Raw genomic sequence first — 24,762 nt, 5'->3', positions numbered from 1 at the left:
ATGGTCGGGAGGTGAGCGCAGTGCGAAGCACCGATTTTCCGCGGGGCCGCGGGGATTGATAAGGGGGCCGCGGCGGCCCCTTATCCCGTTCACATGCTGTGAAAAAATTATATTCTGTTGATCTTAAGGTGAACGGAACAGTACCTCAGGACCTGTATAAATAAGTTATCCCACTTCCGGCAGCATCCCCGCTGCAATCAAAATCTGCACCAGAATAATCGCCACGCCGCACCCAAACACCACGCACAGCATTGGCGTACCACCCGCCACGCGATACCCCTGCTGCGGATGTTGCTGGCGGCTCTTCCACGCCAGCAGGGAAGGCAGCAGCAGGGCCAGTACCGATAACGCCACGCCAGCATACCCCAGCGCCATCACAAACCCGCGCGGGTAAAAGAGCGCGAAGGCCAGCGGCGGCAGGAAGGTCATCGCCCCCGTCTGTAAGCGTCCCGCAACGGTATTGCGCCGCTGGAACAGATCCGCCATATAGTCAAACAGGCCAAGCGCCACGCCGAGGAAGGAAGTTGCCAGGGCCAGGTCAGCAAACAGATGTACCGCCAGCTCCACGTGTGAAGAGGCCACCACGTTACGCAGGGCAATCAGGAATCCATTCAGACCAGAATGCTCTGCCATCAGGCCGATAAAGGTATTGGAATCAATACTGCCCAGCGTCACCAGCTGCCAGAACAGGTAAGCAATCAACGGAATGGCGCTGCCGATAACAAAGACGCGGCGTAGCTTGCGAATATCACCGTTCATATAGCTCACGATGCTCGGCACGCTGCCGTGAAAACCGAAGGAGGTGAAAATAACCGGGATGGCCGAAAGCGCCAGACCTTTCTCCAGCGGGAGGGAGAGCAGGTTAACCTTGTGCACATGCGGTGCCAGCAGCACCAGCATCACAACAAGGAAGAGAATTTTGGTGCTGAACAAAAAACGGTTAAACAGATCGACCAGCGATGTGCCCGCGCAAACCACGCCGCCACCAATCAGCGTAAAGACAATGGCGCCTGTTTCCGGTGAAAGCGACGCACCGAAGCCGTCATTGATACTTGACGCAATCAGCTCCCCGGCGCCGCTGATGTAAGCGGCAGTCAGGGCGTACATCAGGAACATCATGCTGAAACCGGTGATCCACTGCCCGTAGCGTCCAAGATAGCGTGCAGCCAGGGAGCCTAAGCCAGTATCGGCAGGGACATGCTGATAAACCTCCAGCAATAATAGCGCGGTGTAACACATCAGGGCCCACAGACCGCCCAGCAGCACTACGGTAATCCCAAACCCGACGCCAGCGGCAGCCAACGGCATGGCCAACATTCCTGCGCCAATTGTCGTTCCGGCGACGATAAAAATACTTCCCAGAGTTCTGTTCTTCACGCTTTCCTCTACAACGCTTCCACACCGCGACTCATTCTGCGGCGCAGAGTAAGGGAAAAGCCCCGTCTCGTCAAATCACCGTTACATAGTGTGTAATGATTAATTTACAAAAAGAAAAGGGTAACCTGAGCCAGCGCAAAGCGTGCCGTGGAGGGAGCGTTTAGTCTGCTTTTTTATTTACGAGAGGTAACTATGTCAATTCACGGACACGACGTGCTGAATATGATGATTGAGTCAGGTGAGCGGTATACTGAGGAGAGTCTGGTTGAGGCGATACATGCCCGCTTTGGCGAAGCGGCGCGTTTCCATACCTGTTCAGCTTCAGAGATGACGGCCGCGGAGCTGGTGGCGTTTCTGGCGGCGCGCGGAAAATTCATTCCGGCAGCAGACGGATTTTCCACTCACGAAAGTAAAATTTGCCGTCATTAAATAAAACGGTGCTGAAAACTCAGCACCGCTTTTCTGTTAATTCTGCGTGTCGAGCGTCGACAGCTCTTTATCAATGAAGTACAGACCTTCCCCGGATTTACCTGCCAGAGATAATTTATCCAGCACGGATTTAAACAGCTTCTCTTCTTCGTGCTGTTCAGCCACATACCACTGAAGAAAATTAAAGGTTGGATAATCCTGGCTGGTCATGGCGGCATGAGCCAGTTCATTAATTTTCTGGGTGATCAGCTGTTCGTGCTCATAGGTGGCGCGGAACAGTTCATCAAGAGAGCCGTATTCGGCAAAAGGGGATGCCACGTTATCAATACGCGGCAGGCTGCCGGTGTCCGTCAGGTAATCAAACAGACGCTGCATGTGCGTCATCTCTTCCTGGGCATGACGACGCAGGAAGGCGGCCGCTCCTTCAAAGCTGTGATAGCTGCACCAGGCGCTCATCTGCTGATAAAGCAGGGAAGAAAAAAGCTCAAGATTCATTTGCGCATTGAGCTTGTCGATCATTTCAGTTTTTAACATGGTGCAGCTCCGGTTTATTAATTCTGGTTCACGATGAGCGACACTATAATTTGTTATTTAATTATTTGCAAAAAGTAAAATAAATATTTCTTTATAAAAATACGAATGGGAATAAAACGCATTGCCGATATTTATATTTATTAATGAGAATTGTTTTAGTTCTTATTAAATAAACTGCCAGCGTGACTGGCAGTAGCGGTTAATACCACGGATTCTGGCTGGAAGAGGTAACAGCATATCCCTGACATTTATACTGAATGGTCACACTTTCGTTCAGACAGAGTGAACCGCTGATCAGGGTGCAGGTTTTAATTGGCTGCCCGTAGGCTGACGCGGTGGCGTAGCCCATATGTTGACAGGCTTTGGTTGCCGTACCGTTATTAACATACTCATCAGACCAGGCGTTTTGCAGCATGGCCTGGCCATAGTCGAGGCGCACAATTCCGTTTGGGGCATCCGTACTGCTGACTTCTGCCTGACGGTTGATGCTGCACCCAGCGAGCAACAGGATCGTTCCGGCTATGATTACACGTTTCATGGTTCACTCTGCGTGACGGGAAATACGCCATTGTAACCAACGCGATGTGACGCAATGGCCGGAATAGCCGGAGGATCTGCCCTCTCACTGTGCAACGAGCCGGGCCACCGCGAGAAATTGTGAGCGCATCTTTGTTTTTTAAAACAAGTTTTCACTTAATTTGAAAGTGTGTTTGTTTGATAGTAAGGTTAAGTGGAAAAAGTATCCACAGCGGGATCGCCCGCCATGCATTCAGGAGAGACAAGATGAAAATTGCACTGATGATGGAAAACAGCCAGGCCGCTAAAAATCCCATCATCCTTAATGAGCTGAAAGCCGTTGCTGATGAGAAAGGTTTCCCGGTCTATAACGTCGGTATGACTGATGAGAACGATCATCATCTCACCTATATTCACCTGGGCATCATGGCGAGCATTCTGCTTAACGCTAAAGCTGTCGATTTTGTTGTCACCGGCTGCGGTACCGGGCAGGGCGCGTTGATGTCCCTGAACATCCATCCGGGTGTGATTTGCGGTTACTGCATCGATCCTGCGGATGCCTTCCTGTTTGCGCAAATCAACAACGGTAACGCGCTTTCTCTGCCTTTTGCGAAGGGCTTCGGCTGGGGGGCAGAACTGAACGTACGCTTTATCTTTGAGAAAGCGTTTACCGGACGCAATGGCGAAGGTTATCCACCAGAGCGTAAAGAGCCGCAGGTGCGTAACGCCGGGATCCTGAACCAGGTGAAAGCGGCGGTGGTGAAAGAAAACTATCTGGATACCCTGCGAGCAATCGATCCTGAGCTGGTTAAAACCGCCGTCTCAGGCCAGCGCTTCCAGCAGTGCTTCTTCGAGAACTGCCAGGACAAAGAGATCGAAGCCTTCGTGCGCGGTATTGTTGGCTGATTCCGTTTTGCCGGGCGGTGCGTTGCCTGCCCGGCAGATAGCGTTACTTTTTCGATGAGACCGCGCTGCCTGCATCTTTGGTCAGACGCAGCGTGTCAACCATTCCCACCAGGCAGATTAGTGCGATCGCCACAAATGCCAGCCGGAAGCTCATTCCCGGCATGCCGGCAATCCCCATCGCCTCACTGACTTTTTCCCCGATACGAATACCAATCGCCCCGAGCGTGATCCCAAGCCCCACGGCAAGCTGCGTTGCGGTTGAAAACAGAGTATTGGCATAGCTCATCTGCACCGATGGCACATCCGCAAAAGCCAGCGTACTGATGGCCGTAAACTGAATCGAACGGAAAACGCCGCCCAGATAAAGGATCAGGATGACGAGCCACGCGGGCGTCTGCGGCGTCAGAAACGCGCAGGCCAGCAATGCCAGGACATTCAACGCACCGTTAATCAGCAAAAGCCGCTTAAACCCCAGGCTGCGGATAAGCGGCGTCGTCGCCGGTTTAATGGTGAGATTGCCAACGAAAACCGCCAGCACCATCAGGCCCGAATGGAACGCGCCCATGCCAAAGCCGACCTGGAACATCAGCGGTAACAGGAACGGAACCGCGCTGATGGAGGCGCGAAACAGCGATCCGCCATACAGGGTGACGCGAAACGTCGGCACCTGCATCGCATCGAGTCTGATCATCGGCCAGGTTGCCCGCTTAAAGTGACGCAGCGCCAGGCTTAAGGCGACGACACCGACGATAAACAGCGTGGCGGTTAATCCTGTTCGCAGAGGCTCTGCGCCCATCAACTCCATCGCATAAACCAGGCTCACCATGGCAAGGGTGGTGACAACAAAACCCGGTAAATCAAACGGTCGGCGCGTATCTTCATGCAGGTCTGGAATGATGCGCAGTGCCAGCAAAATGGCGATTATCCCCAGCGGCACGTTAATAAAGAAGATCCACCGCCAGTCGGCATAGCTGGTAATGAACCCACCCAGCGGCGGGCCGATGATCGGCGCGACCAGCGCAGGCCACGTCAGGGTGGCGATTGCCGTGATGAGCTGATGTTTTGGCGTGGTGCGTAGCACGGCCAGGCGACCCACGGGCACCATCAGCGCGCCACCCATGCCCTGAAGGACGCGCATCGCGACGAACTGATCGAGCGTGGTGGACAGGCCGCAAAATACCGAAGCCAGCGTGAAGATTGCCAGCGCGAGGGCAAACACTTTTCGCGCGCCGAAGCGGTCGGCGATCCAGCCGCTGGCGGGGATCAGCACGGCCAGGGTGATCAGGTAGGCGCTGATGCCGATATTCAGATCCACGGCCTGTACACCGAAGCTTTTTGCCATGTCCGGCAGCGCGGTGGCAATCACCGTCCCGTCCAGAAACTCCATAAAGAAAGCACCGGCCACCAGCAGCGCCGCAGACGATAATCCACGGCTCTCTTTGCCGGATACGTTTTCACTCATTCTCTTCCTGCCCGCTCAAAAAATTTTATAAACATTTACTGGAATTTATAAGACTGTAACGTGCAGATTTATCATGGCTTTTTTTAACAAACCAGCAGCACTGAGGGTTTAATAACCGTGATGCAGGTCACAAAATGGTTGATTTTTGTGATGGTGGTCATATTATAAGCGTATTGACAATAACACCTGCATAACACGTTACTGGAGCAACATAATGAAACTGCGCAAAATCCTGAAAAGCATGTGGGCAAACTACTGCACAACGTTTAAAGACGTCCCACCGGGTGCGATGTTCTGATAAAAAAACCTGCTTCGGCAGGTTTTTTTATGTCTGCGGACGACGAGAGGGAGATGGAAGGGCGTCTGTTTTGCTACTATGGCGGCCTTTGAATAAGGAGAACCCCATGTCACAAAACCTGAGCGCCGATCAGGAACTGGTATCTGACGTCGTCGCCTGCCAGCTGGTTATCAAACAAATCCTTGATGTGATTGACGTTATCGCGCCGGTTGAGGTACGCGAAAAGATGTCGACCCAACTGAAAAACATCGATTTCACCAACCATCCTGCTGCGGCGGACCCGGTTACGCTCCGCGCGATCCAGAAAGCGATTGCGCTGATTGAACTCCGCTTCACACCGCAGGGTGAGTCACACTAAAATAAACCGATGTTTTAAAATTAGAAACCCTTTTCTGCTTTTACGTCGAAGGGCGACAAAGCCTGTCGCCCGCAGAAGGATCAGAAGAACGTCTGCACCAGCAGATAGCTCACCACGCAGGCACAGCTGACGCCAATCAGCCCCGGCAGAATAAAGCTGTGGTTGATGATGAATTTACCGATGCGGGTGGTACCGGAGCGATCGAATCCGATACAGGCCAGATCGCTCGGATAGGTCGGCAGCACAAAGTAGCCGTAGGATGCCGGGAAGAAGGCCACCAGCATTTTCGGATCGATGCCCAGCATCAACCCCATCGGGGCGACCGCGGTCAAGGCCGCAGCCTGGCTGTTGACCAGTTTTGATACCAGGAACAGCACGATGGCATACGTCCAGGGATGACTCTTCACCACCCCCTCCAGCGCCATTTTCAGCTCGTCGAGATGCGCCTGAAAAAAGGTATCGCTCATCCACGCCACGCCAAACACCGAGAAAATCGCGACCATCCCCGCCTTAAATACCGCCCCGTTTGAAATGGCCGACGCATTCACCTTGCAGGTCATCAGCATGATGGCCCCGGCGATCAGCATCATCATTTGAATGACAAGGTTCATCGACAGTGCTGTCATTTTCCCTTTGATCTCAAACGCCGGACGCAGCTCGGGCAGCGCACCCAGCAGGACCACTACGGCAATCCCGGCGAAGAAGATCCACGTGGACCAGTAGGCCTGTTTCGGGAAACGCTGATCCATCAACGTCTCCGTTCCTCCATAGATAAACTCCCGCTGTTTCGGATCTTTCAGCTTTTCCTGAAATTCAGTATCGTCTGCGAGGTTTTTCCCCCGGCGCAGGCTCCACAGTGCCGCAATGGCGACGCCAGACAGTGAGGCCGGTACGGAAACGGCGAGGATTTCGAGGATCCCCCACGCGTGACCGATGCCGTGCTGCGCACCCAGAATTGAGACCAGCGAAACGACGGCCACGGAAACGGGGGAGGCGGTGATCGCCATCTGAGAGGCCACCGAGGCCACCGCCATCGGCCGTTCCGGGCGAATGCCTTTTTTCAGGGCGATATCCGCGATAATGGGAAACATGGTGTAGACGACGTGACCGGTCCCGCACAGGAAGGTCAACATCCAGGTGGTAAACGGTGCGAGAAGGGTGATGTGTTGGGGATGTTTACGCAGCAGGCGCTCTGCAAACTGCATCATTACATTCAGGCCACCGGCGGTCTGTAGCGTGGCCGCACAGCCGATGACGGCGAGGATTGTGAGCATCACGTCAACGGGCGGTTTACCGGGTTGCAGACCAAAGACAAAACTTAAAATAAACAGGCCGATACCGCTTATCAGCCCCAGGCCCATCCCGCCGAAGCGGGTGCCTATCAGCAGGCAGAGGATAATGACAATAAACTCAATGGTGATCATGATGCTCCCTCGTCAATGAATGTAATTAAACAAATCATTACACGATGTGTGGTTATTCATTGGGAGCAAGATCTGATTTGTTAAATGTCAGCAAAAGCAGGGAGTTGGTACCCACCCCCTGACGGGAGCGGGTGAAGGGACTTAGTGGTGTTGCACGGTAGCTATGTCGAGAAGATGGCGGTCCGTCTGCTCCAGACAAATCCCCGCACGTTTCGCGTTGCGGATTTCATCTGCGAGCGTCTTCAGCAGCATGCCATCCTGCTGCTGCTCTCTGTCCATATCGCGTAAAAACGTGAGGGTAATGATGTCCCGTTGCGCTTTGGCTTCATCAGCCAGTTTGCTCAGCTTCGCACAGCGTTGCTCGTACTCTTCGAGCGTTTTCTGGAACAGTTCTTCCAGAGAAGTGTAATTATCTTCAATCGTTTCAAGCTCTTTGACGGTAGGGTTTGCCCCGACAGCTTTCAAAAAGTTAAAGACACGCATCATGTGCGTGACGTTACTTTGCGCCTGAGTACGAAAGAAGGTGGCAGTGCCGTTGAGGCTTTTTCTGGAACACCACGCGCTCAAATGCAGATGCAGATTTGAAGCATAAAACTCCAGGTTCATCTGGGCATTCAGTTTTTGCATCATCGTTTGGGTAGTCATTCTCATATCCTTATTGACTGTGGGACTTGATGTCCGCTACTTAACCTGACCCGGCAGGTATTGACGATTGAATGGCAGAAATAGATTTCTGCAAGGTAAAAACTCGAAAATTCACTTCCTGTGTTCGATTTAAATAAGCATACGCTTCTCTTCGACTTAAGAAAACTCTTAATTAGGCTGTGTTTACCATAGATTACAAATTTAAATATAGCCCAGAATAGAAAGAAGGTTACAAGATTGATAATTATATAACATGTTGATTTAAAAGGATGTAAAATTAATTTTGCTCATTTTTATCGTTTCAGGAAACGTTCTTTGGCGGGAAATTCTGTAAAAGTGATAAATCAGAAATAATTTTTGCAAATATATCCTGTCGTATCAAATTTGAGCTAAATCAATTTTCACTCAATATACGGTTCTGTGATCGCGGCGCAAGATTGTGATCTGATAACGCGAGAAAATGAAACGATGTTTTACATTGTTTCATTATTTGAGGTTTATGATGGCTAACGTTGCGGTGCTGCTGGCACCTGGTTTTGAAGAAGCAGAAGCGATTATCACTATTGATATTCTGCGGCGTTTACAGATTGAGGTGGAGACGCTGGCCTGCGCGGAGTCCCGTGCGGTAGTGAGTTACCATAATATCCCCATGGTGGCTGACAGTACGTTAACGGAGCGCATTAATAGGCTGTATGACGCGGTCGTGTTGCCCGGTGGGCCGCAGGGGAGTGTCAATCTTGCTGCTAACCAGGAGGTGATCCGCTTTGTTTCCGCCCATGACGAGCACGGCAAACTTATCTGCCCGATCTGCTCTGCGGCCGCGCGGGTGCTGGGCGGTAACGGGCTACTGAAGGGGCGCCGCTACGTCTGTTCCGGCGATCTGTGGCAGAGCGTTGATGATGGAGTATATGTAGATGCGCCGGTCGTGGAGGATAATAACCTCATCAGCGGCAAGGGGCTGGGGCACGCTTTTGACTTTGCGCTGACGCTCTCTGCTCGTTTGTTGGGTGACGACGCCCCCGTGCGCGATCATGCTGAACACATCTATTACCGCTGGTAAATTTTCTGCCGGACGCTAAGGCGTCCGGGTTACAGGGATTTCTTAGCTGACCTTATGGATAATCCTGCTTAACTCCTTTCCATTTGTAGGACAATTACGTCCTTTTTTATGTCATTTTCCGCTGAATTTATGTACGCAATTACTGTAATTCTGCGGTGTGATGTCGCTCTCTTATGGATGATTAATTTCCCGCTAAAACTATCTCCAGCACTAACGCTTATAACGAGGTAAGCGCTAATGCCTTGTTTTAAGTCCGATTAAATAAGTTGTTCGCCAATATTCCCTACAGATAAGAATGCTTAAGCTGGAGTTTACCATGCACAAATTTACTAAAGCGCTGGCGGCCATCGGCCTGGCTGCCGTTATGTCACAATCCGCTATCGCTGAAAATTTAAAGCTCGGTTTTCTGGTTAAACAGCCTGAAGAACCGTGGTTCCAGACCGAATGGAAATTTGCTGATAAAGCCGGAAAAGATTTGGGATTTGAGGTAATTAAAATCGCCGTACCTGACGGTGAGAAAACGCTGAACGCCATTGATAGCCTGGCGGCCAGCGGTGCGAAAGGTTTCGTTATCTGTACGCCGGATCCAAAACTGGGGTCAGCGATTGCCGCGAAAGCGCGCGGTTACGACATGAAAGTGATTGCGGTGGACGATCAGTTCGTGAACGCCAAAGGTAAACCGATGGATACCGTTCCGCTGGTAATGATGGCGGCCACTAAAATCGGTGAGCGTCAGGGCCAGGAGCTCTATAAAGAGATGCAAAAACGCGGCTGGGATGTCAAAGAGACCGCCGTGATGGCCATTACCGCTGACGAGCTGGACACCGCCCGTCGTCGTACCACCGGGTCCATGGACGCCCTGAAAGCGGCTGGCTTCCCGGAAAAACAGATCTACAAAGTCCCGACCAAATCCAACGATATTCCGGGCGCCTTTGATGCGGCGAACTCCATGCTCGTCCAGCATCCGGAAGTGAAGCACTGGCTGGTGGTGGGAATGAACGACAACACCGTACTGGGCGGCGTGCGTGCAACGGAAGGCCAGGGCTTTAAAGCACCGGACGTGATCGGGATCGGCATTAACGGCGTTGACGCCGTGAGCGAACTGTCTAAAGCGCAGGCGACCGGCTTCTATGGCTCACTGCTGCCAAGCCCGGATGTCCACGGCTATAAATCCAGCGAAATGCTCTACAACTGGGTGACCAAAGGGGTTGAACCGCCGAAATTCACTGAAGTGACCGATGTGGTGCTGATCACCCGCGATAACTTCAAAGAGGAGCTGGCGAAAAAAGGACTGGGCGGTAAGTAATACGCTGTGATTGCGCCCCTCACTCACCGTGAGGGGCCAGACGTACACACTACAGGAATCACGGAGTCGTTATGCAACAGTCTGATCCGTATCTCTCTTTCCGCGGCATCGGAAAAACGTTCCCCGGTGTAAACGCGCTGACCGATATCAGCTTCGACTGCTATGCCGGCCAGGTTCACGCCCTGATGGGGGAGAATGGCGCGGGAAAATCCACGCTGCTAAAAATTCTCAGCGGCAACTACACGCCCACCACCGGCACGCTGGCTATTCGCGGCGAAGAGGTGGCCTTTGCCGACACCACGGCAGCGTTAAATGCGGGCGTCGCCATCATCTATCAGGAGCTGCATCTCATTCCTGAAATGACCGTGGCGGAGAACATCTATCTGGGCCAGCTTCCGCATAAAAGCGGCGTGGTCAACCGCTCGCTGCTCAATTATGAAGCGGGCTTGCAGCTCAAGCACCTTGGGCTGGATGTCGATCCGCAAACGCCCCTTAAGTATCTCTCCATCGGCCAGTGGCAGATGGTGGAAATTGCCAAAGCGCTGGCGCGTAACGCCAAAATTATCGCCTTCGATGAGCCAACCAGCTCGCTCTCGGCGCGTGAAATAGAAAATCTCTTTCGCGTGATCCGCGAGCTGCGCAAAGAGGGCCGCATCATTCTGTACGTTTCTCACCGTATGGAAGAGATTTTTGCCTTAAGCGATGCCATCACCGTGTTTAAAGATGGACGCTACGTGCGCACCTTCACCGATATGCAGCAGGTTAATCACGATCAGCTGGTGCAGGCGATGGTCGGACGCGATCTGGGGGACATTTACCACTGGAAACCGCGCGAGTATGGCCCGGAGCGTCTGCGTCTGGATAACGTCAAAGCCCCAGGCGTGCGCACGCCCATTTCACTCTCGGTGCGCAGCGGCGAAATCGTCGGGCTGTTTGGCCTTGTGGGGGCAGGGCGCAGCGAGCTGATGAAAGGGCTGTTTGGCGGGACGCGCATAACCCAGGGCCAGGTTTTCGTCGACGGGAAAAAGGTCGATATTCAGAAGCCTGCGCAGGCGATTAACGCGGGGATTATGCTCTGCCCGGAGGATCGAAAGGCAGAGGGCATTATTCCGGTGCACTCGGTGCGCGACAACATCAACATCTCTGCCCGGCGCAAGTTTATCCGCGCGGGATGTCTGATTAACGACGGCTGGGAGGCGAGCAACGCGGATCACCATATCCGTTCGCTGAACATTAAAACCCCCGGCGCTGAACAGCTGATCATGAACCTGTCCGGCGGTAACCAGCAAAAAGCCATTCTGGGGCGCTGGCTATCGGAAGATATGAAGGTCATTTTGCTGGATGAACCAACGCGCGGTATTGACGTGGGGGCGAAACACGAAATCTATAACGTCATCTATGAACTGGCAAAACGTGGTGTGGCGGTCCTGTTCGCCTCCAGCGATCTGCCCGAGGTGCTGGGCGTCGCCGACCGCATTGTAGTGATGCGTGAAGGCGAAATTGCCGGTGAATTGCTGCATGAACAGGCGAATGAACAACAGGCGTTGAGTGTCGCCATGCCTAAAGTTAGCCAGGCTGTCGCCTGAGTAAGGAGTCAATGATGTCCTCTGTTACTACATCCGGAGCGCCGAAGTCGGCTTTCAGTTTTGGCCGCATCTGGGACCAGTACGGCATGCTGGTGGTCTTTGCTGCCCTCTTCGTCGCCTGCGCGATTTTTGTGCCGAACTTCGCCACGTTCATCAATATGAAGGGGCTGGGGCTGGCTATCTCCATGTCCGGCATGGTGGCCTGCGGAATGCTGTTCTGCCTGGCCTCCGGTGATTTTGACCTGTCGGTCGCCTCGGTGATTGCCTGTGCAGGCGTCACCACTGCCGTGGTGATCAACATGACCGAAAGCCTGTGGATCGGCGTGCTGGCCGGGCTGCTGCTCGGCGTGTTGAGCGGCCTGGTGAACGGGTTTGTCATTGCGCGCCTGAAGATTAACGCCCTGATTACGACGCTGGCGACCATGCAAATCGTGCGCGGTCTGGCCTATATCATCTCCGACGGCAAAGCGGTCGGGATCGAAGACGAGCGTTTCTTCACTCTGGGCTATGCCAACTGGCTGGGGCTGCCTGCGCCAATCTGGCTGACGGTAGGCTGTTTGATCCTGTTCGGTTTCCTGCTCAACCGCACCACCTTTGGCCGAAATACCCTGGCGATTGGCGGCAATGAAGAGGCGGCGCGTCTGGCGGGTGTCCCGGTCGTACGGACCAAGATCATTATCTTCGTGCTTTCCGGGCTGGTATCGGCGGCGGCGGGGATTATTCTGGCGTCGCGCATGACCAGCGGCCAGCCTATGACCTCCATTGGTTATGAGCTGATCGTCATCTCAGCCTGCGTTTTGGGGGGCGTTTCCCTCAAGGGCGGCATCGGAAAAATCTCATATGTGGTGGCGGGGATCCTGATTCTGGGGACCGTAGAGAACGCCATGAATCTGCTCAATATTTCTCCGTTCTCTCAGTACGTCGTACGCGGCCTGATCCTGCTGGCAGCGGTGATCTTCGACCGTTACAAGCAAAAAGCGAAGCGTACCGTCTGATTTATTTTTAGTCACTAACCTGCTCAACTATTAACCATAGTTGACCCCCTGACCGGCCCGCCAGTTTTGTTGACGGGCCGGTTGCTAAATGGCGAGCACCGTCACACTGTCTATACTTACATGGCTGTTTTGTTCACTGTAAGGAGGATTAGGGTGGCTGACTTGTTAACCGCACCGCCTGTACTGCCCGGAAAATTTGCTTTCTTTTTTGACCTCGACGGGACGCTCGCCGGGATTGAACCGCATCCGGATGACGTTGTTGTACCGGACACGGTGTTAGAGAATTTGCAGCAGCTCTCCCGACAGAACGAGGGGGCACTGGCATTGATTTCAGGGCGCTCAATGGCCGAGCTGGACGTGCTCGCCAGTCCTTATCACTTTCCGCTGGCCGGTGTGCACGGAGCGGAGCGCCGCGATATCCATGATCAACTGCATATAGTTTCACTCCCCGACACGCTGATTCAGGCGCTGCATGCGCAACTCTCTTCGGCTCTGGAAATGCTTCCCGGTACGGAACTGGAAGCCAAAGGCATGGCTTTTGCGCTGCACTACCGTCAGGCGCCCCATCATGAGGCGGCGATATTTTCGATAGCAAGAAGCGTGGCCGAAGCCCATCCGGAGCTGGCGTTACAGCCGGGTAAATGTGTGGTCGAGATTAAACCGGCAGGAATTAACAAAGGCGCTGCCATTGCAGCGTTTATGGCGGAAGCGCCGTTCAAAGGGCGTACGCCAGTCTTTTTTGGGGATGACCTGACCGACGAGGCCGGGTTCAGGGTGGTAAACCAGGCCCAGGGCATGTCTGTCAAGGTTGGATCTGGTGAAACCATTGCCGGATGGCGGCTGGATAATGTCGCCAGCGTCTGGCAGTGGATATCTGACGTCGCTAACCAGCAACAACAACAAATAGCGCAAAACAACGGGAGAAATCATTATGGGTCGCTTAGTCGTCGTCTCTAATCGCATCGCACCGCCGGATGATAAAAAAGCCAGTGCCGGTGGCCTGGCGGTCGGGGTATTAGGTGCCCTCAAAGCCGCGGGTGGTCTCTGGTTTGGCTGGAGCGGGGAAATCAGTAACGAAGAGAAACCGCTAAAAAAGGTGTCACGGGGCAATATCACGTGGGCCTCCTTCGCCCTTAGCGAGAAGGACTATGATGAATATTATTCCGAGTTCTCAAACGCCGTGCTGTGGCCAGCGTTTCACTATCGTCTGGATCTGGTGAAATTCCAGCGTGAATCCTATGAAGGCTACATGCGCGTCAACGCGCTGCTGGCAGATAAACTACTGCCGCTGATCGAAGAAGACGATATCTTATGGATCCACGATTATCATCTGCTGCCCTTCGCCAGGGAGTTGCGGAAACGGGGTGTGAATAACCGAATCGGTTTCTTCCTGCATATTCCGTTCCCGACCCCGGAGATCTTTACGGCGCTGCCGCAGCACGAGGAGATCCTGGAGGCGCTGTCAGATTACGACCTGCTCGGTTTCCAGACGGAAAATGACAGGCTGGCCTTCCTCGACAGCGTGTCGGGCAAAACCCGGCTGGTCACTCACGGCGGTAAATCTCATACCGCGTGGGGACGAAATTTCCATACCGAAGTCTACCCGATCGGTATTGAGCCAGACGAAATTGCCGAGCAGGCCTCCGGTCCGCTGCCGCCGAAGCTTGCCCAGCTCAAGGACGAACTCAAGCACGTTAAGAATATCTTTTCGGTTGAACGACTGGATTATTCCAAAGGGTTGCCGGAGCGATTCCTCGCCTATGAAACCCTGCTGGATAAATTCCCGCAGCATCATGGCAAGATCCGCTACACCCAGATAGCGCCGACCTCGCGCGGTGAGGTTCAGGCCTACCAGGATATTCGTCACCAGCTTGAGACCGAAGCAGGGCGCATCAACGGGCGCTATGGCCAGCTCGGCTGGACTCCACTTTTCTATCTGAATCAGCATTTTGAGCGCAAAATCCTGATGAAAGTGTTCCGCTATGCGGACGTCGGGCTGGTCACGCCGCTGCGCGACGGGATGAATCTGGTGGCAAAAGAGTATGTCGCAGCACAAGATCCTGCTGACCCGGGCGTGCTGGTGCTGTCCCAATTTGCCGGTGCGGCAAACGAGTTAACCTCAGCGCTGATTGTGAACCCTTACGATCGCGATGACGTGGCAAATGCCCTGAATCGCGCGTTAACCATGCCGCTTGCGGAACGCATTTCACGTCATTCGGAAATGATGGAGACCATCGTCAAGAATGATATCAACCGCTGGCAGGCGCGTTTTATTGACGATTTGCGCGCGATCCAGCCGCAAAGTCAGGAAGGTGATCTGCAAAAAAAGATCGCGACCTTCCCTAAACTCGCCTGATTTCCTTCGGGGGCATTAATTGCCCCCGAGAGGCACCAGCAGGACATCCACCTGGCTTGACGAAACGATGGATTTTGCCGAGCATGCCGCCCGGGAAAAAAAGCTCTGGTTATGATTTCCGCAAATGACCAAATCAATATTCTGTTTCCGACAAATGTCGAGAATATGTTCACTTAATTCCCCGGTGGCAATCACCGTCTGATGGACAGGATAGTTTGCCCGCTCAACCAGCTCGCGCAGAAATTGCTGCGTTTCTTCCTGAAGAACCTCACGAATATCTTCCAGCATAGGCGCTGCCAGTTGGTTATACATTTCGGGTTCAGCTGCCAGGGTGATCAGACTTATGCGGGCGTTGTTCGGGCGGGCAATGGAAACGGCACGGGCGACGAGTTGATGACTTTCTGGGGAAACCGCAACAGAAACAAGAAGATGGGAGTAACTCATCACACACTCCTTTTATGTCAAAATGACACGTTTCTCAAGCTTTACCGCGAATCTGCCGCTTCTGCAAGAGCTACATGCGACAATAGTGTGAACCTTATCATAATTATTCATTAATTATTCTTATAAGAAGAATAACGAAATGGGATCGCAAAATGAAAGTAATTAACAACTTAACGTAAATCACACATTTAGCCTTCCGTGCTGTTAAATCGCGTTAACCGATCGTCAACGCAAGCGTGATGCTGACCCATGGAAGCTCCTGTCTCGAATTGAAAGCTTAACCTGCTGTTTTTACTTAATTAAATCTGGCTGTTCCCTGACGTTCGCGCCCGTTCAGACGCGGAAGGGCAGCGCTTCTCCGACATAGCAATTTTCATACCCGATCCACTCATCCCTCTGCATGAGTATTCGTTCCATAAGAATATAACCAAGCTTCGGTTGCTCAATAAACAGTCAAATTACAAGTCGCGCTGATGGATTTATGGGTTACATTCGCGTAAATTATGTGACGAAGATCACATTTTTTTAAATTCCAGGGGGGGCTGCATTGTATGTGTCAAAACTGACGAGTAGAGTTTGCGTCGAATTAGGAAAAATCTTAGTTATTTGTAAGAAAATATAAAATGTGTAACCGACATTTTGGCCATGTTAACCGGTCACGCGCTTTACGACGTACAAACCTAAATTCAACTATGCATTTGGCCTTTTCTTTTTATACCGGGTGATTTCCCGGCGACATCACGGGGTGCGGTCTTTCCGCATAAAAATAATAGTTGGTTATTCGGGATGGGAAAAATGCATACATCCGAGTTGCTAAAACATATTTATGACATCAATTTGTCGTATTTATTGCTCGCGCAGCGTTTGATTAGTCAGGACAAACCTTCAGCGATGTTTCGTCTGGGTGTTAACGAAGAGATGGCAACCATGCTGGGTGGATTAACCCTCCCGCAAATGGTCAAGCTGGCTGAAACCAATCAACTTGTCTGCCAGTTCCGTTTTGATAACCCGCAGACCATTACGCGTCTGACTCAGGAATCTCGCGTGGACGATCTGCAACAAATCCACACCGGTATTCTTCTCTCCACCCGTCTGCTCAACGAAATCAGCCAGCCTGATGACGTAGCCCGGAAGAAAAGGGCTTAACAATGAGCGAAAAAAGCATTGTTCAGGAAGCCCGTGATATCCAGCTGGCAATGGAACTCATCACGCTGGGCGCGCGTTTACAAATGCTGGAAAGCGAGACGCAGTTGAGCCGTGGTCGTCTGATCAAGCTGTACAAAGAACTGCGTGGTAGCCCGCCGCCAAAAGGCATGCTGCCGTTTTCCACTGACTGGTTCATGACCTGGGAGCAGAACATTCATGCTTCCATGTTCTGTAACGCCTGGCAGTACCTGCTTAAAACGGGGTTATGCAGCGGCGTTGATGCCGTGATCAAAGCCTACAAACTTTACCTTGAGCAATGCCCGCAGCAGGAAGAGGGACCTCTGCTGGCGCTGACCCGCGCCTGGACGCTGGTGCGTTTTGTTGAAAGCGGCATGCTTGAATTGTCGCGCTGCAACTGCTGTGACGGCAATTTTATTACCCACGCGCATCAGCCTGCGGGCAGCTTCGCCTGTAGTTTGTGCCAGCCTCCATCCCGAGCCGTAAAAAGACGTAAACTTTCCCGGGATGCTGCCGATATTATTCCACAACTGCTGGATGAACAGATCGAACACGCTGTTTAACCCGAACCTGTGGGCAAGATTCCAGCAGCGGTAAGCGATTACCGCTGCTTTTTTTTACCCTGCGTTCAGGTCTCGCGCTCGAAATGAACGTCCTGCCATAGTCACTAGCGGAAGGATGATGTCGTGCTTATCTTATTAGGTTACCTGGTAGTTCTCGGTACAGTTTTCGGCGGTTACATGATGACCGGCGGGCACCTTGGTGCACTCTATCAACCGGCTGAACTTGTCATCATCGGCGGTGCAGGGGTAGGGGCTTTTATCGTTGGTAACAACGGTAAATCGATCAAGGGCACGCTGAAGGCGATTCCGCTGCTGTTTCGTCGCTCGAAATACACCAAAAGCATGTATATGGATCTGCTGGCGCTGCTCTATCGCCTGATGGCGAAGTCACGTCAGCAGGGGATGTTCTCGCTGGAGCGGGACATCGAAAATCCGAAAGAGAGCGAAATTTTCGCCAGCTACCCGCGTATTCTGGCCGACGCGATGATGCTCGATTTTATCGTCGATTACCTGCGCCTGATCATCAGCGGCAACATGAACACCTTCGAAATTGAAGCCCTGATGGACGAAGAGATTGAAACCCATGAGAGCGAATCCGAAGTGCCGGCCAACAGCCTGGCGCTGGTGGGCGACTCGCTTCCGGCGTTCGGCATCGTGGCGGCGGTAATGGGCGTGGTACATGCTCTGGCCTCGGCGGATCGCCCGGCGGCTGAGCTGGGCGCGCTGATTGCCCACGCGATGGTGGGGACGTTCCTCGGTATTTTACTGGCCTACGGCTTTATCTCCCCGCTGGCGAGCGTGCTGCGCCAGAAGAGCGCCGAAACCACCAAAATGATGCAGTGCGTGAAAATTACGCTGCTCTCAAACCTCAACGGTTATGCTCCGCCGATCGCCGTCGAATTTGGTCGTAAGACGCTCTACTCCAGCGAACGTCCGTCGTTTATCGAACTGGAAGAGCACGTGCGCGCGGTGAAAAACCCCAACCAACAGACGACAACTGAGGACGCATGAAAAACCAGTCCCATCCGATCGTCATCGTAAAAAAGCGCAAGCATAAGGGGCACGGGCACGGTTCTCACGGCTCCTGGAAGATCGCGTACGCCGACTTTATGACCGCCATGATGGCGTTCTTCCTGGTGATGTGGCTGATCTCCATCTCCAGCCCGAAAGAGCTTATCCAGATTGCGGAATATTTCAGGACGCCGCTGGCGACGGCGGTCACCGGCGGGCCGCGCATTTCGAATAGCGACAGCCCGATCCCCGGCGGCGGTGACGATTACACCCAGCAGCAGGGCGAAGTGAAAAAACAGCCTAACATCGACGAGCTGAAAAAACGGATGGAGCAGGCGCGCCTGAAAAAACTGCGCGGTGACCTGGATCAGCTGATTGAAGCGGACCCCAAGCTGCGCGCGCTGCGTCCGCATCTGAAAATTGACCTGGTACAGGAAGGGCTGCGTATTCAGATCATCGACAGCCAGAACCGGCCGATGTTTAAAACCGGCAGCGCCGAAGTCGAGCCCTACATGCGCGATATTCTGCGTGCGATTGCACCGGTGCTGAACGGTATTCCTAACCGCATTAGCCTGTCCGGACACACGGATGATTTCCCGTACGCCACGGGAGAGAAAGGATACAGCAACTGGGAGCTTTCTGCCGATCGCGCCAACGCCTCGCGTCGCGAGCTGGTGGCGGGTGGGCTTGATGATGGCAAGGTCCTGCGCGTGGTCGGCATGGCTGCAACCATGCGCCTTACCGACCGCGGACCGGATGACGCCATCAACCGTCGTATCAGTCTTTTAGTGCTGAACCAGCAGGCGGAGCAGGCCATCCTGCATGAAAACGCCGAAAGTCAGAATGAGTCACTGGACGATTTAAAACAGCCTGGGGCCGTCCCTTCGGCTGCCGTTCCAACATCGCCACCAGCCAATCCGAGGTGATAGCGTGAGCATGGATATTACCGATTTTTACCAGACATTTTTTGATGAAGCCGACGAATTGTTGGCCGATATGGAGCAACATTTGCTGGATCTGGTGCCCGAGGCGCCGGACTCAGAACAGCTCAATGCCATCTTCCGTGCGGCGCATTCCATTAAAGGCGGAGCCGGAACGTTTGGATTTACCATTTTGCAGGAAACCACCCATTTAATGGAAAACCTGCTGGATGAAGCACGACGCGGTGAGATGCAGCTCAATACCGACATTATCAACCTGTTTTTGGAAACGAAAGATATTATGCAGGAACAGCTCGACGCCTATAAAAGTTCGGCAGAGCCTGATGCCGCCAGCTTTGAATACATCTGCAACGCGCTGCGTCAGTTAGCGCTGGAAGCCAAAGGTGAGGCGTCTGCGCCCGCTGTCCCTGCGGCAAAACTGAGCGTTGTTGACGCCGTGGCCGAACCCGCTACGGCGCCTGACGCGCCCGCAGGAAAACTGCGCGTGGTGCTGTCACGTCTGAAGGAGAACGAGGTCAACCTGCTGGAAGAGGAGCTGGGGAACCTGGCGACGCTCAGCAACGTGGTGAAGGGCAAAGACAGCCTGGCCGCGACGCTCGACGGCGGGATCGGCCAAGATGACATCGTGGCAGTGCTCTGCTTCGTCATTGAAGCGGATCAGATTGCGTTTGAAACCGAGGCGGCGGCAGTTGAAGCGCCAGCTCCGGCAGAGAATACCCCTGCGGTAGTTGCCGCTGCCCCGGCACTGAAAGCCGTGCCAAAAGAGACGGCTGCCCCGGCCCGCGGTGAAAAACCGGCGGCGCGTTCCAGCGAGTCCACGAGCATTCGCGTGGCGGTGGAGAAAGTGGATCAGCTAATCAACCTGGTGGGTGAACTGGTGATCACCCAGTCGATGCTGGCCCAGCGTTCCAACGAGCTGGACCCGGTGACTCACGGCGATCTCATCACCAGCATGGGCCAGTTACAACGTAACGCCCGCGATTTGCAGGAATCGGTGATGTCCATCCGCATGATGCCGATGGAATATGTCTTCAGCCGCTTCCCGCGCCTGGTGCGCGACCTGGCCGGCAAGCTCAACAAACAGATCGAACTCACGCTGATGGGCAGCTCCACCGAGCTGGACAAGAGCCTGATCGAACGCATTATCGACCCGTTAACGCACCTGGTGCGTAACAGCCTCGACCACGGCATTGAGCTGCCGGAAAATCGCGTGGCAGCCGGAAAATCGCCCGTGGGCAACCTGATCCTGTCAGCGGAACATCAGGGCGGCAACATCTGCATCGAAGTGACCGATGACGGCGCGGGCCTGAACCGCGAGCGCATTCTGGCGAAGGCGATCTCGCAGGGAATGGCGGTCAACGAAAACATGACGGACGAAGAAGTGGGCATGCTGATTTTTGCCCCCGGCTTCTCAACCGCAGAGCAGGTCACCGACGTTTCCGGCCGTGGCGTGGGCATGGACGTGGTGAAACGTAACATTCAGGAGATGGGCGGTCACGTTGAGATCCAGTCTAAGCAGGGTGCAGGCACCACGATTCGTATCCTGCTGCCGCTGACGCTGGCCATTCTTGACGGCATGTCCGTTAAAGTGGCGGACGAAGTCTTTATTCTGCCGCTGAACGCGGTGATGGAGTCCCTCCAGCCGCGTGAAGAAGATCTGCATCCGCTGGCGGGCGGGGAGCGCGTGCTCGAAGTACGCGGCGAGTATCTGCCGCTGGTGGAACTGTGGAAAGTGTTCGAAGTGGACGGGGCAAAAACCGAGGCCACGCAGGGTATCGTTGTGATCCTGCAAAGCGCCGGACGCCGCTACGCGCTGCTGGTTGATCAGCTGATTGGTCAGCATCAGGTGGTGGTTAAGAACCTGGAAAGTAACTACCGCAAAGTGCCGGGGATCTCTGCTGCCACCATCCTGGGTGATGGTAGCGTCGCACTGATCGTCGATGTATCGGCACTTCAGGGATTAAATCGTGAACAACGTGTGGCGAACACAGCCGCCTGATTAAGTAAAAGGTAATAACATGACCGGTATGAGTAACGTAACGAAACTGGCGGGCGAGCCATCGGGGCAGGAATTCCTGATTTTCACTTTAGGTGATGAAGAGTACGGTATCGACATCCTGAAAGTGCAGGAAATTCGTGGTTACGACCAGGTAACGCGCATTGCGAACACGCCAGCGTTTATCAAGGGTGTGACCAACCTGCGCGGTGTGATTGTGCCTATCGTGGACCTGCGCGTGAAGTTCAGCCAGGGCGATGTGGAGTACAACGATAACACGGTGGTGATCGTCCTGAATCTGGGGCAGCGCGTGGTGGGGATCGTGGTGGATGGCGTGTCTGATGTACTGTCGCTGACCGCAGATCAAATCCGTCCTGCGCCGGAGTTTGCGGTCACGCTGTCGACGGAATACCTGACGGGGTTGGGTGCGCTCGGCGAGCGTATGCTAATTCTGGTGAATATTGAGAAGCTGCTGAACAGTGAAGAGATGGCGCTGCTGGATATTGCGGCGAATCATGTAGCATAAAATGAAGCCGGGTAAGCGTCAGCGCCACCCGGCTCTTTTGTATCCTTACGCCTCCTGCTCCACCAGCTCTGCCTCCGCTTCCCGCGCCCCTTCATTCTGCGACAGCATCGCTGTCGCAATCCCGTTCCCCAGCACGTTAATGGCGGACCGTCCCATATCCAGGAAATGATCAATCCCCATCAGCAGCAGGATCCCGGCCACCGGAATGTTAAAGCTCGGAATGGTTGCCGCCAGCACCACCAGCGACGAGCGCGGTACACCCGCAATGCCTTTCGAGGCCAGCATCAGCGTTAACATCAGCACCGTCACCTCGGTGAAACTCAGGTGAATGTTGTACGCCTGGGCGATAAACATTGAGGCGAACGAGCAGTACACCATGGAGCCGACCAGGTTAAACGAGTAGCCGATCGGCAGGACGAAAGAGGCGATATTCCGTGAACAGCCGAAGCGCGCTAACTGCTCCAGCGTTTTCGGGTATGCCGCTTCAGAGCTGCTGGTGGTAAACGCGACCAGCACCGGATCTTTCAGCATCGCCACCAGACGAAAAATCTCTTTTTTCAGCACCATGTAACCTACCGCCAGCAATACCAGACAGGTCAGAAGGATCGCCACATAGTAACCGCCAATAAACGAGGCATAGTTCAGCAAAATGCCCAGCCCCTGGGTGGCAATGACGGACGAAATTGCGGCAAAAATGGCCAGCGGCGCAACGTACATCACGTAGCCCGTCACCTTCAGCATAATGTGGGAGACCACATCCAGCGCCGCGACCAGCGGGGCGTTGAATTTTTGGCCCAGTGACGCGCCGCCAATGCCGAAGAACATCGAGAAGACCACAATTTGCAGGATCTCATTGTTCGCCATCGCGCCGGCAATGCTGGTTGGAATGGTGTGTGACAGGAAGGCTTTCAGCGACATCCCACTAACGGCCAGGCCGGTATCAACCGTCTCTGTGGGTATGCTCAGGTTCAGACCGCTGCCGGGTTGTTCAAGGGTAACAATAAACAGCCCCACCAGAATGGAAAGCACGGATGAGCTGATAAACCACACCATCGCTTTACCCCCGACGCGCCCAATCGTCGACGTTTCACCCAGCTTCATAATGCCCACCGTCAGGGTGCTGAACACCAGCGGGGCAATCACCATCTTAATCAGCCGCAGGAAAATATCGGTCAGTAGCGTAATGTTCTCCGACCAGGCCTGTATCGCGTCGGACGAAGCATACTCATGGATCGCCGCACCTGAAAGAATACCCGCCAGCATGAAAATCACGATGAAGAGCGTGAGTTTGTTTGCACTTGCCACAAAAAATCCTCTATGCGCTAAAAGAGTTTCCTGCGTCGATGCATACAAAATTTTTATTTAAGCGCAGGAAAATATTCGAGGCATAAATTGAAGTAAAGCTGCGTGAGTTACAACTTGTTTTTAATTTTTATGAAATTCGTTGTTTTTATCATAACGATATATTGTGATGCAGATCACATTACACGCGATATATCCTCAGATTAAGCAAGAATAATGCCCGTTTTATTTTGCTAACTCTTTGTAATGTTTGTTAATAGTCTGTTAATTGGGGGGCGGGTGTCTCACCTTCGTTGAAAGTGGTTGAAGCGTGAACCATAAACTAAATTCTCAGTAACCGCGCCGGGGAATGTTTAAGCGGGGCTAACATACTGAACAGTATGAATAAAATATGGCAAGCGGACCATTATTTCTTCTGGAGGGTGGTAAATGAAAAGAAAACTTCTTTTTATCTGCGCGGGTACACTGCTGACGGCGGCGACTGTCGGTCAGGCGCTGGCAGTCACCAGTAGCGGTACTATCGGGGCGACGCTGACGTTGACGAACGGTTGTTTGATCAACGGCTCGCCAACGCAAAACGGCATTAACTTCGGGACACTCGATTTCGGGACCCATCCTGCGACATTCTCCACCCTGACAACCCAGTTAACCGGGGCCAGCGGCGGAAATACCTTTACCATTCAATGTACCACTGCCAGTTACACGGTGGCGATCACCGGCAACACCAACGCGACCGCACCCGGAACCGTTGTCGGCACCCCCGGCACACCCGCCCGATATCTGGTGAACACCGCCAATGCGGCACAGGGCGTGGCATACAGCCTCTATAGCGACAGCGGGTACAACAACGTGATTGCTAACAACGCCGCGTTGCCCGTAGCTTCCACAGCGGGCGGGGTGAACAGCTATACCCTCTACGGGCGCATAACAGGCGGCGGCAATAGCGTAACGGTTGTACCGGGAACCTATACCGACACGATTAACGTCAGCGTCACCTACTGATTCAGCCATGAAGGCATTGTGTTTATGTCTGCGCGAAAGCGCAGAGGGCGTCGTGCACCCTTTTTTGGCCCTGATCGTCGGGCTGATGATGATCTGCGACGCCAGGGCGGTGACCTCCCAGTCCTTCAGGGTGAGCGCGACGGTAGTACCAGGATGCTCGGTGAGTACCGGCACGGGCGGGCGCTTTGGGACGCTGGATTTTGGAACCCGCAATGGCGTGGACAACACGCCGGTCAGCACCAGCTTTGTCGCCGACGGCGCGTTGTCCATCGCCTGCACACCGGGTGTGGCGCTAAGTATGAGCATTAACGGCGGTCAGAATTATAGCTCTGTGAGGCGGATGACGCGTTCAGGCGGGACAGAGGTGGTCGGTTACCGGCTCTACAGCAGCAGCTCACTGGCCGCGAACAGTGAAATTGGCGTTAACCAGGCCATACCGATTACCTATACCAACAGCAATAACATCGCGCTGCCTCTTTTTGGCGTCGCGCTCCTGACGGGGTTTAGCCTGCCGGGAACATATTCAGATCAACTCACCGTGACCTTGTCATGGTAGGAAAG

General features: G+C 53.7%; 26 protein-coding genes. 18 read left to right on the top strand and 8 right to left on the bottom strand.

The genetic code is table 11. The features are described from left to right. Positions 1-165: 165 nt before the first annotated feature. The gene (gene tyrP, locus ACOTXD_RS14610) at positions 166-1,377 is read right to left on the bottom strand and encodes a tyrosine transporter TyrP (protein WP_061856505.1); all 1,212 of its coding nucleotides are present in this window, start codon (positions 1,375-1,377) and stop codon (positions 166-168) included. 192 nt (positions 1,378-1,569) lie between these two features. Between tyrP and ACOTXD_RS14605 the strand changes: the two genes are divergently transcribed. After that, positions 1,570-1,806, top strand: coding sequence for a YecH family metal-binding protein (locus tag ACOTXD_RS14605; RefSeq protein ID WP_003859673.1), 237 nt, complete (start codon positions 1,570-1,572; stop codon positions 1,804-1,806). Between the two features lie 36 nt (positions 1,807-1,842). Here ACOTXD_RS14605 and ftnA read toward each other — a convergent pair whose 3' ends face one another. Together ftnA and yecR are read right to left on the bottom strand one after the other, a co-directional pair. Further along, positions 1,843-2,340: a non-heme ferritin gene (gene ftnA / locus ACOTXD_RS14600; RefSeq protein WP_003859676.1), complete on the bottom strand. Its 498-nt coding sequence runs from the start codon at positions 2,338-2,340 to the stop codon at positions 1,843-1,845. Between the two features lie 199 nt (positions 2,341-2,539). Continuing rightward, on the bottom strand, positions 2,540-2,878 hold the full coding sequence (yecR, locus tag ACOTXD_RS14595) for a YecR family lipoprotein (RefSeq protein ID WP_015570249.1): 339 nt from the start codon (positions 2,876-2,878) through the stop codon (positions 2,540-2,542). Between the two features lie 245 nt (positions 2,879-3,123). Here yecR and ACOTXD_RS14590 point away from each other — a divergent pair, with 245 nt between their 5' ends. Then, entirely contained in the window at positions 3,124-3,762 is a 639-nt protein-coding gene (locus ACOTXD_RS14590; RefSeq protein ID WP_061856503.1) for an RpiB/LacA/LacB family sugar-phosphate isomerase, read from the top strand. Between the two features lie 43 nt (positions 3,763-3,805). Here ACOTXD_RS14590 and ACOTXD_RS14585 read toward each other — a convergent pair whose 3' ends face one another. Then, positions 3,806-5,224, bottom strand: coding sequence for an MFS transporter (locus tag ACOTXD_RS14585; RefSeq protein ID WP_061856502.1), 1,419 nt, complete (start codon positions 5,222-5,224; stop codon positions 3,806-3,808). A 214-nt stretch (positions 5,225-5,438) separates the two neighbouring features. On the opposite strand from ACOTXD_RS14585, the gene azuC reads away from it, so the two are divergent. Both azuC and ACOTXD_RS14575 read left to right on the top strand, forming a co-directional pair. Beyond that, complete coding sequence (azuC, locus tag ACOTXD_RS14580; protein ID WP_003859682.1) at positions 5,439-5,522, top strand: stress response protein AzuC; 84 nt, start codon at positions 5,439-5,441, stop codon at positions 5,520-5,522. Positions 5,523-5,628: 106 nt separating this feature from the next. Continuing rightward, on the top strand, positions 5,629-5,880 hold the full coding sequence (locus ACOTXD_RS14575; RefSeq protein WP_003859683.1) for a DUF2766 family protein: 252 nt from the start codon (positions 5,629-5,631) through the stop codon (positions 5,878-5,880). An 80-nt stretch (positions 5,881-5,960) separates the two neighbouring features. Here the strand turns inward: ACOTXD_RS14575 and ACOTXD_RS14570 are convergent, their stop codons facing one another. Both ACOTXD_RS14570 and ACOTXD_RS14565 read right to left on the bottom strand, forming a co-directional pair. Beyond that, positions 5,961-7,304, bottom strand: a complete 1,344-nt coding sequence (locus ACOTXD_RS14570) for an anaerobic C4-dicarboxylate transporter (protein WP_003859684.1) — start codon at positions 7,302-7,304, stop codon at positions 5,961-5,963. 141 nt (positions 7,305-7,445) lie between these two features. Then, positions 7,446-7,949 carry a non-heme ferritin-like protein gene (locus tag ACOTXD_RS14565; RefSeq protein WP_032609548.1) on the bottom strand — a complete coding sequence of 168 codons (504 nt, stop codon included), beginning with the start codon at positions 7,947-7,949 and terminating at the stop codon, positions 7,446-7,448. A 502-nt stretch (positions 7,950-8,451) separates the two neighbouring features. Between ACOTXD_RS14565 and ACOTXD_RS14560 the strand changes: the two genes are divergently transcribed. The 6 genes from ACOTXD_RS14560 to otsA all read left to right on the top strand — a co-directional run bounded on the left by ACOTXD_RS14560 (position 8,452) and on the right by otsA (position 15,252). Then, positions 8,452-9,009 (top strand): DJ-1/PfpI family protein, encoded by a 558-nt coding sequence (locus ACOTXD_RS14560; RefSeq protein WP_048244465.1) that lies wholly within the window; start codon positions 8,452-8,454, stop codon positions 9,007-9,009. Between the two features lie 316 nt (positions 9,010-9,325). After that, positions 9,326-10,315 (top strand): arabinose ABC transporter substrate-binding protein AraF, encoded by a 990-nt coding sequence (gene araF / locus ACOTXD_RS14555; RefSeq protein WP_017384422.1) that lies wholly within the window; start codon positions 9,326-9,328, stop codon positions 10,313-10,315. 71 nt (positions 10,316-10,386) lie between these two features. Next, positions 10,387-11,901, top strand: a complete 1,515-nt coding sequence (gene araG / locus ACOTXD_RS14550) for an L-arabinose ABC transporter ATP-binding protein AraG (protein ID WP_126501249.1) — start codon at positions 10,387-10,389, stop codon at positions 11,899-11,901. A 14-nt stretch (positions 11,902-11,915) separates the two neighbouring features. Further along, on the top strand, positions 11,916-12,896 hold the full coding sequence (araH, locus tag ACOTXD_RS14545) for an arabinose ABC transporter permease AraH (RefSeq protein WP_003859689.1): 981 nt from the start codon (positions 11,916-11,918) through the stop codon (positions 12,894-12,896). Positions 12,897-13,049: 153 nt separating this feature from the next. Further along, a complete protein-coding gene (gene otsB / locus ACOTXD_RS14540) occupies positions 13,050-13,853 on the top strand; it encodes a trehalose-phosphatase (protein ID WP_003859690.1) in 804 nt (267 codons plus the stop codon). Next, positions 13,828-15,252, top strand: a complete 1,425-nt coding sequence (gene otsA, locus ACOTXD_RS14535; protein ID WP_003859691.1) for an alpha,alpha-trehalose-phosphate synthase — start codon at positions 13,828-13,830, stop codon at positions 15,250-15,252. Before otsB ends, otsA begins: the two co-directional genes overlap by 26 nt. Positions 15,253-15,267: 15 nt before the next feature. On the opposite strand, the gene uspC is transcribed toward otsA, so the two are convergent. Next, positions 15,268-15,696 carry a universal stress protein UspC gene (uspC, locus tag ACOTXD_RS14530; RefSeq protein ID WP_003859692.1) on the bottom strand — a complete coding sequence of 143 codons (429 nt, stop codon included), beginning with the start codon at positions 15,694-15,696 and terminating at the stop codon, positions 15,268-15,270. A 795-nt stretch (positions 15,697-16,491) separates the two neighbouring features. Between uspC and flhD the strand changes: the two genes are divergently transcribed. The 6 genes from flhD to cheW all read left to right on the top strand — a co-directional run bounded on the left by flhD (position 16,492) and on the right by cheW (position 21,897). Continuing rightward, positions 16,492-16,842, top strand: a complete 351-nt coding sequence (flhD, locus tag ACOTXD_RS14525; RefSeq protein ID WP_003859693.1) for a flagellar transcriptional regulator FlhD — start codon at positions 16,492-16,494, stop codon at positions 16,840-16,842. Positions 16,843-16,844: 2 nt separating this feature from the next. Then, positions 16,845-17,423, top strand: coding sequence for a flagellar transcriptional regulator FlhC (flhC, locus tag ACOTXD_RS14520; protein ID WP_003859695.1), 579 nt, complete (start codon positions 16,845-16,847; stop codon positions 17,421-17,423). A 123-nt stretch (positions 17,424-17,546) separates the two neighbouring features. Continuing rightward, the gene (gene motA / locus ACOTXD_RS14515; RefSeq protein WP_003859696.1) at positions 17,547-18,434 is read left to right on the top strand and encodes a flagellar motor stator protein MotA; all 888 of its coding nucleotides are present in this window, start codon (positions 17,547-17,549) and stop codon (positions 18,432-18,434) included. Then, on the top strand, positions 18,431-19,360 hold the full coding sequence (gene motB / locus ACOTXD_RS14510) for a flagellar motor protein MotB (RefSeq protein ID WP_045342316.1): 930 nt from the start codon (positions 18,431-18,433) through the stop codon (positions 19,358-19,360). Before motA ends, motB begins: the two co-directional genes overlap by 4 nt. 4 nt (positions 19,361-19,364) lie before the next feature. Further along, entirely contained in the window at positions 19,365-21,374 is a 2,010-nt protein-coding gene (cheA, locus tag ACOTXD_RS14505) for a chemotaxis protein CheA (protein ID WP_003859698.1), read from the top strand. 19 nt (positions 21,375-21,393) lie between these two features. Further along, positions 21,394-21,897 carry a chemotaxis protein CheW gene (gene cheW / locus ACOTXD_RS14500; protein ID WP_061856500.1) on the top strand — a complete coding sequence of 168 codons (504 nt, stop codon included), beginning with the start codon at positions 21,394-21,396 and terminating at the stop codon, positions 21,895-21,897. Positions 21,898-21,942: 45 nt separating this feature from the next. Here the strand turns inward: cheW and ACOTXD_RS14495 are convergent, their stop codons facing one another. Beyond that, positions 21,943-23,202: a dicarboxylate/amino acid:cation symporter gene (locus ACOTXD_RS14495; RefSeq protein ID WP_003859700.1), complete on the bottom strand. Its 1,260-nt coding sequence runs from the start codon at positions 23,200-23,202 to the stop codon at positions 21,943-21,945. 426 nt (positions 23,203-23,628) lie between these two features. On the opposite strand from ACOTXD_RS14495, the gene ACOTXD_RS14490 reads away from it, so the two are divergent. Next, positions 23,629-24,201, top strand: coding sequence for a Csu type fimbrial protein (locus tag ACOTXD_RS14490; RefSeq protein WP_003859701.1), 573 nt, complete (start codon positions 23,629-23,631; stop codon positions 24,199-24,201). A gap of 7 nt (positions 24,202-24,208) precedes the next feature. Beyond that, positions 24,209-24,757: a Csu type fimbrial protein gene (locus tag ACOTXD_RS14485; protein ID WP_032609535.1), complete on the top strand. Its 549-nt coding sequence runs from the start codon at positions 24,209-24,211 to the stop codon at positions 24,755-24,757. Positions 24,758-24,762 lie beyond the last annotated feature (5 nt).

The sequence above is a fragment of the Enterobacter cloacae complex sp. CDL013 genome (assembly GCF_049238805.1).
GTDB lineage: Bacteria > Pseudomonadota > Gammaproteobacteria > Enterobacterales > Enterobacteriaceae > Enterobacter > Enterobacter hormaechei_C.
Note: the sequence above shows the minus strand (reverse complement) of the source record. Positions and strands in the feature narration are given on the sequence as shown.

What these genes read in the sequence shown, in the direction of transcription:
- ACOTXD_RS14590 (WP_061856503.1), top strand. Translation starts at nt 3,124, where the DNA reads ATGAAAATTGCACTGATGATGGAAAACAGCCAGGCCGCTAAAAATCCC.
- ACOTXD_RS14575 (WP_003859683.1), top strand. Translation starts at nt 5,629, where the DNA reads ATGTCACAAAACCTGAGCGCCGATCAGGAACTGGTATCTGACGTCGTC.
- uspC (WP_003859692.1), bottom strand. Translation starts at nt 15,696, where the DNA reads ATGAGTTACTCCCATCTTCTTGTTTCTGTTGCGGTTTCCCCAGAAAGT.
- yecR (WP_015570249.1), bottom strand. Translation starts at nt 2,878, where the DNA reads ATGAAACGTGTAATCATAGCCGGAACGATCCTGTTGCTCGCTGGGTGC.
- ACOTXD_RS14585 (WP_061856502.1), bottom strand. Translation starts at nt 5,224, where the DNA reads ATGAGTGAAAACGTATCCGGCAAAGAGAGCCGTGGATTATCGTCTGCG.
- araG (WP_126501249.1), top strand. Translation starts at nt 10,387, where the DNA reads ATGCAACAGTCTGATCCGTATCTCTCTTTCCGCGGCATCGGAAAAACG.
- araH (WP_003859689.1), top strand. Translation starts at nt 11,916, where the DNA reads ATGTCCTCTGTTACTACATCCGGAGCGCCGAAGTCGGCTTTCAGTTTT.
- flhC (WP_003859695.1), top strand. Translation starts at nt 16,845, where the DNA reads ATGAGCGAAAAAAGCATTGTTCAGGAAGCCCGTGATATCCAGCTGGCA.
- ACOTXD_RS14605 (WP_003859673.1), top strand. Translation starts at nt 1,570, where the DNA reads ATGTCAATTCACGGACACGACGTGCTGAATATGATGATTGAGTCAGGT.
- araF (WP_017384422.1), top strand. Translation starts at nt 9,326, where the DNA reads ATGCACAAATTTACTAAAGCGCTGGCGGCCATCGGCCTGGCTGCCGTT.
- motB (WP_045342316.1), top strand. Translation starts at nt 18,431, where the DNA reads ATGAAAAACCAGTCCCATCCGATCGTCATCGTAAAAAAGCGCAAGCAT.
- ACOTXD_RS14560 (WP_048244465.1), top strand. Translation starts at nt 8,452, where the DNA reads ATGGCTAACGTTGCGGTGCTGCTGGCACCTGGTTTTGAAGAAGCAGAA.
- ACOTXD_RS14570 (WP_003859684.1), bottom strand. Translation starts at nt 7,304, where the DNA reads ATGATCACCATTGAGTTTATTGTCATTATCCTCTGCCTGCTGATAGGC.
- ftnA (WP_003859676.1), bottom strand. Translation starts at nt 2,340, where the DNA reads ATGTTAAAAACTGAAATGATCGACAAGCTCAATGCGCAAATGAATCTT.
- ACOTXD_RS14565 (WP_032609548.1), bottom strand. Translation starts at nt 7,949, where the DNA reads ATGACTACCCAAACGATGATGCAAAAACTGAATGCCCAGATGAACCTG.
- otsA (WP_003859691.1), top strand. Translation starts at nt 13,828, where the DNA reads ATGGGTCGCTTAGTCGTCGTCTCTAATCGCATCGCACCGCCGGATGAT.
- ACOTXD_RS14490 (WP_003859701.1), top strand. Translation starts at nt 23,629, where the DNA reads ATGAAAAGAAAACTTCTTTTTATCTGCGCGGGTACACTGCTGACGGCG.
- azuC (WP_003859682.1), top strand. Translation starts at nt 5,439, where the DNA reads ATGAAACTGCGCAAAATCCTGAAAAGCATGTGGGCAAACTACTGCACA.
- cheW (WP_061856500.1), top strand. Translation starts at nt 21,394, where the DNA reads ATGACCGGTATGAGTAACGTAACGAAACTGGCGGGCGAGCCATCGGGG.
- ACOTXD_RS14485 (WP_032609535.1), top strand. Translation starts at nt 24,209, where the DNA reads ATGAAGGCATTGTGTTTATGTCTGCGCGAAAGCGCAGAGGGCGTCGTG.
- flhD (WP_003859693.1), top strand. Translation starts at nt 16,492, where the DNA reads ATGCATACATCCGAGTTGCTAAAACATATTTATGACATCAATTTGTCG.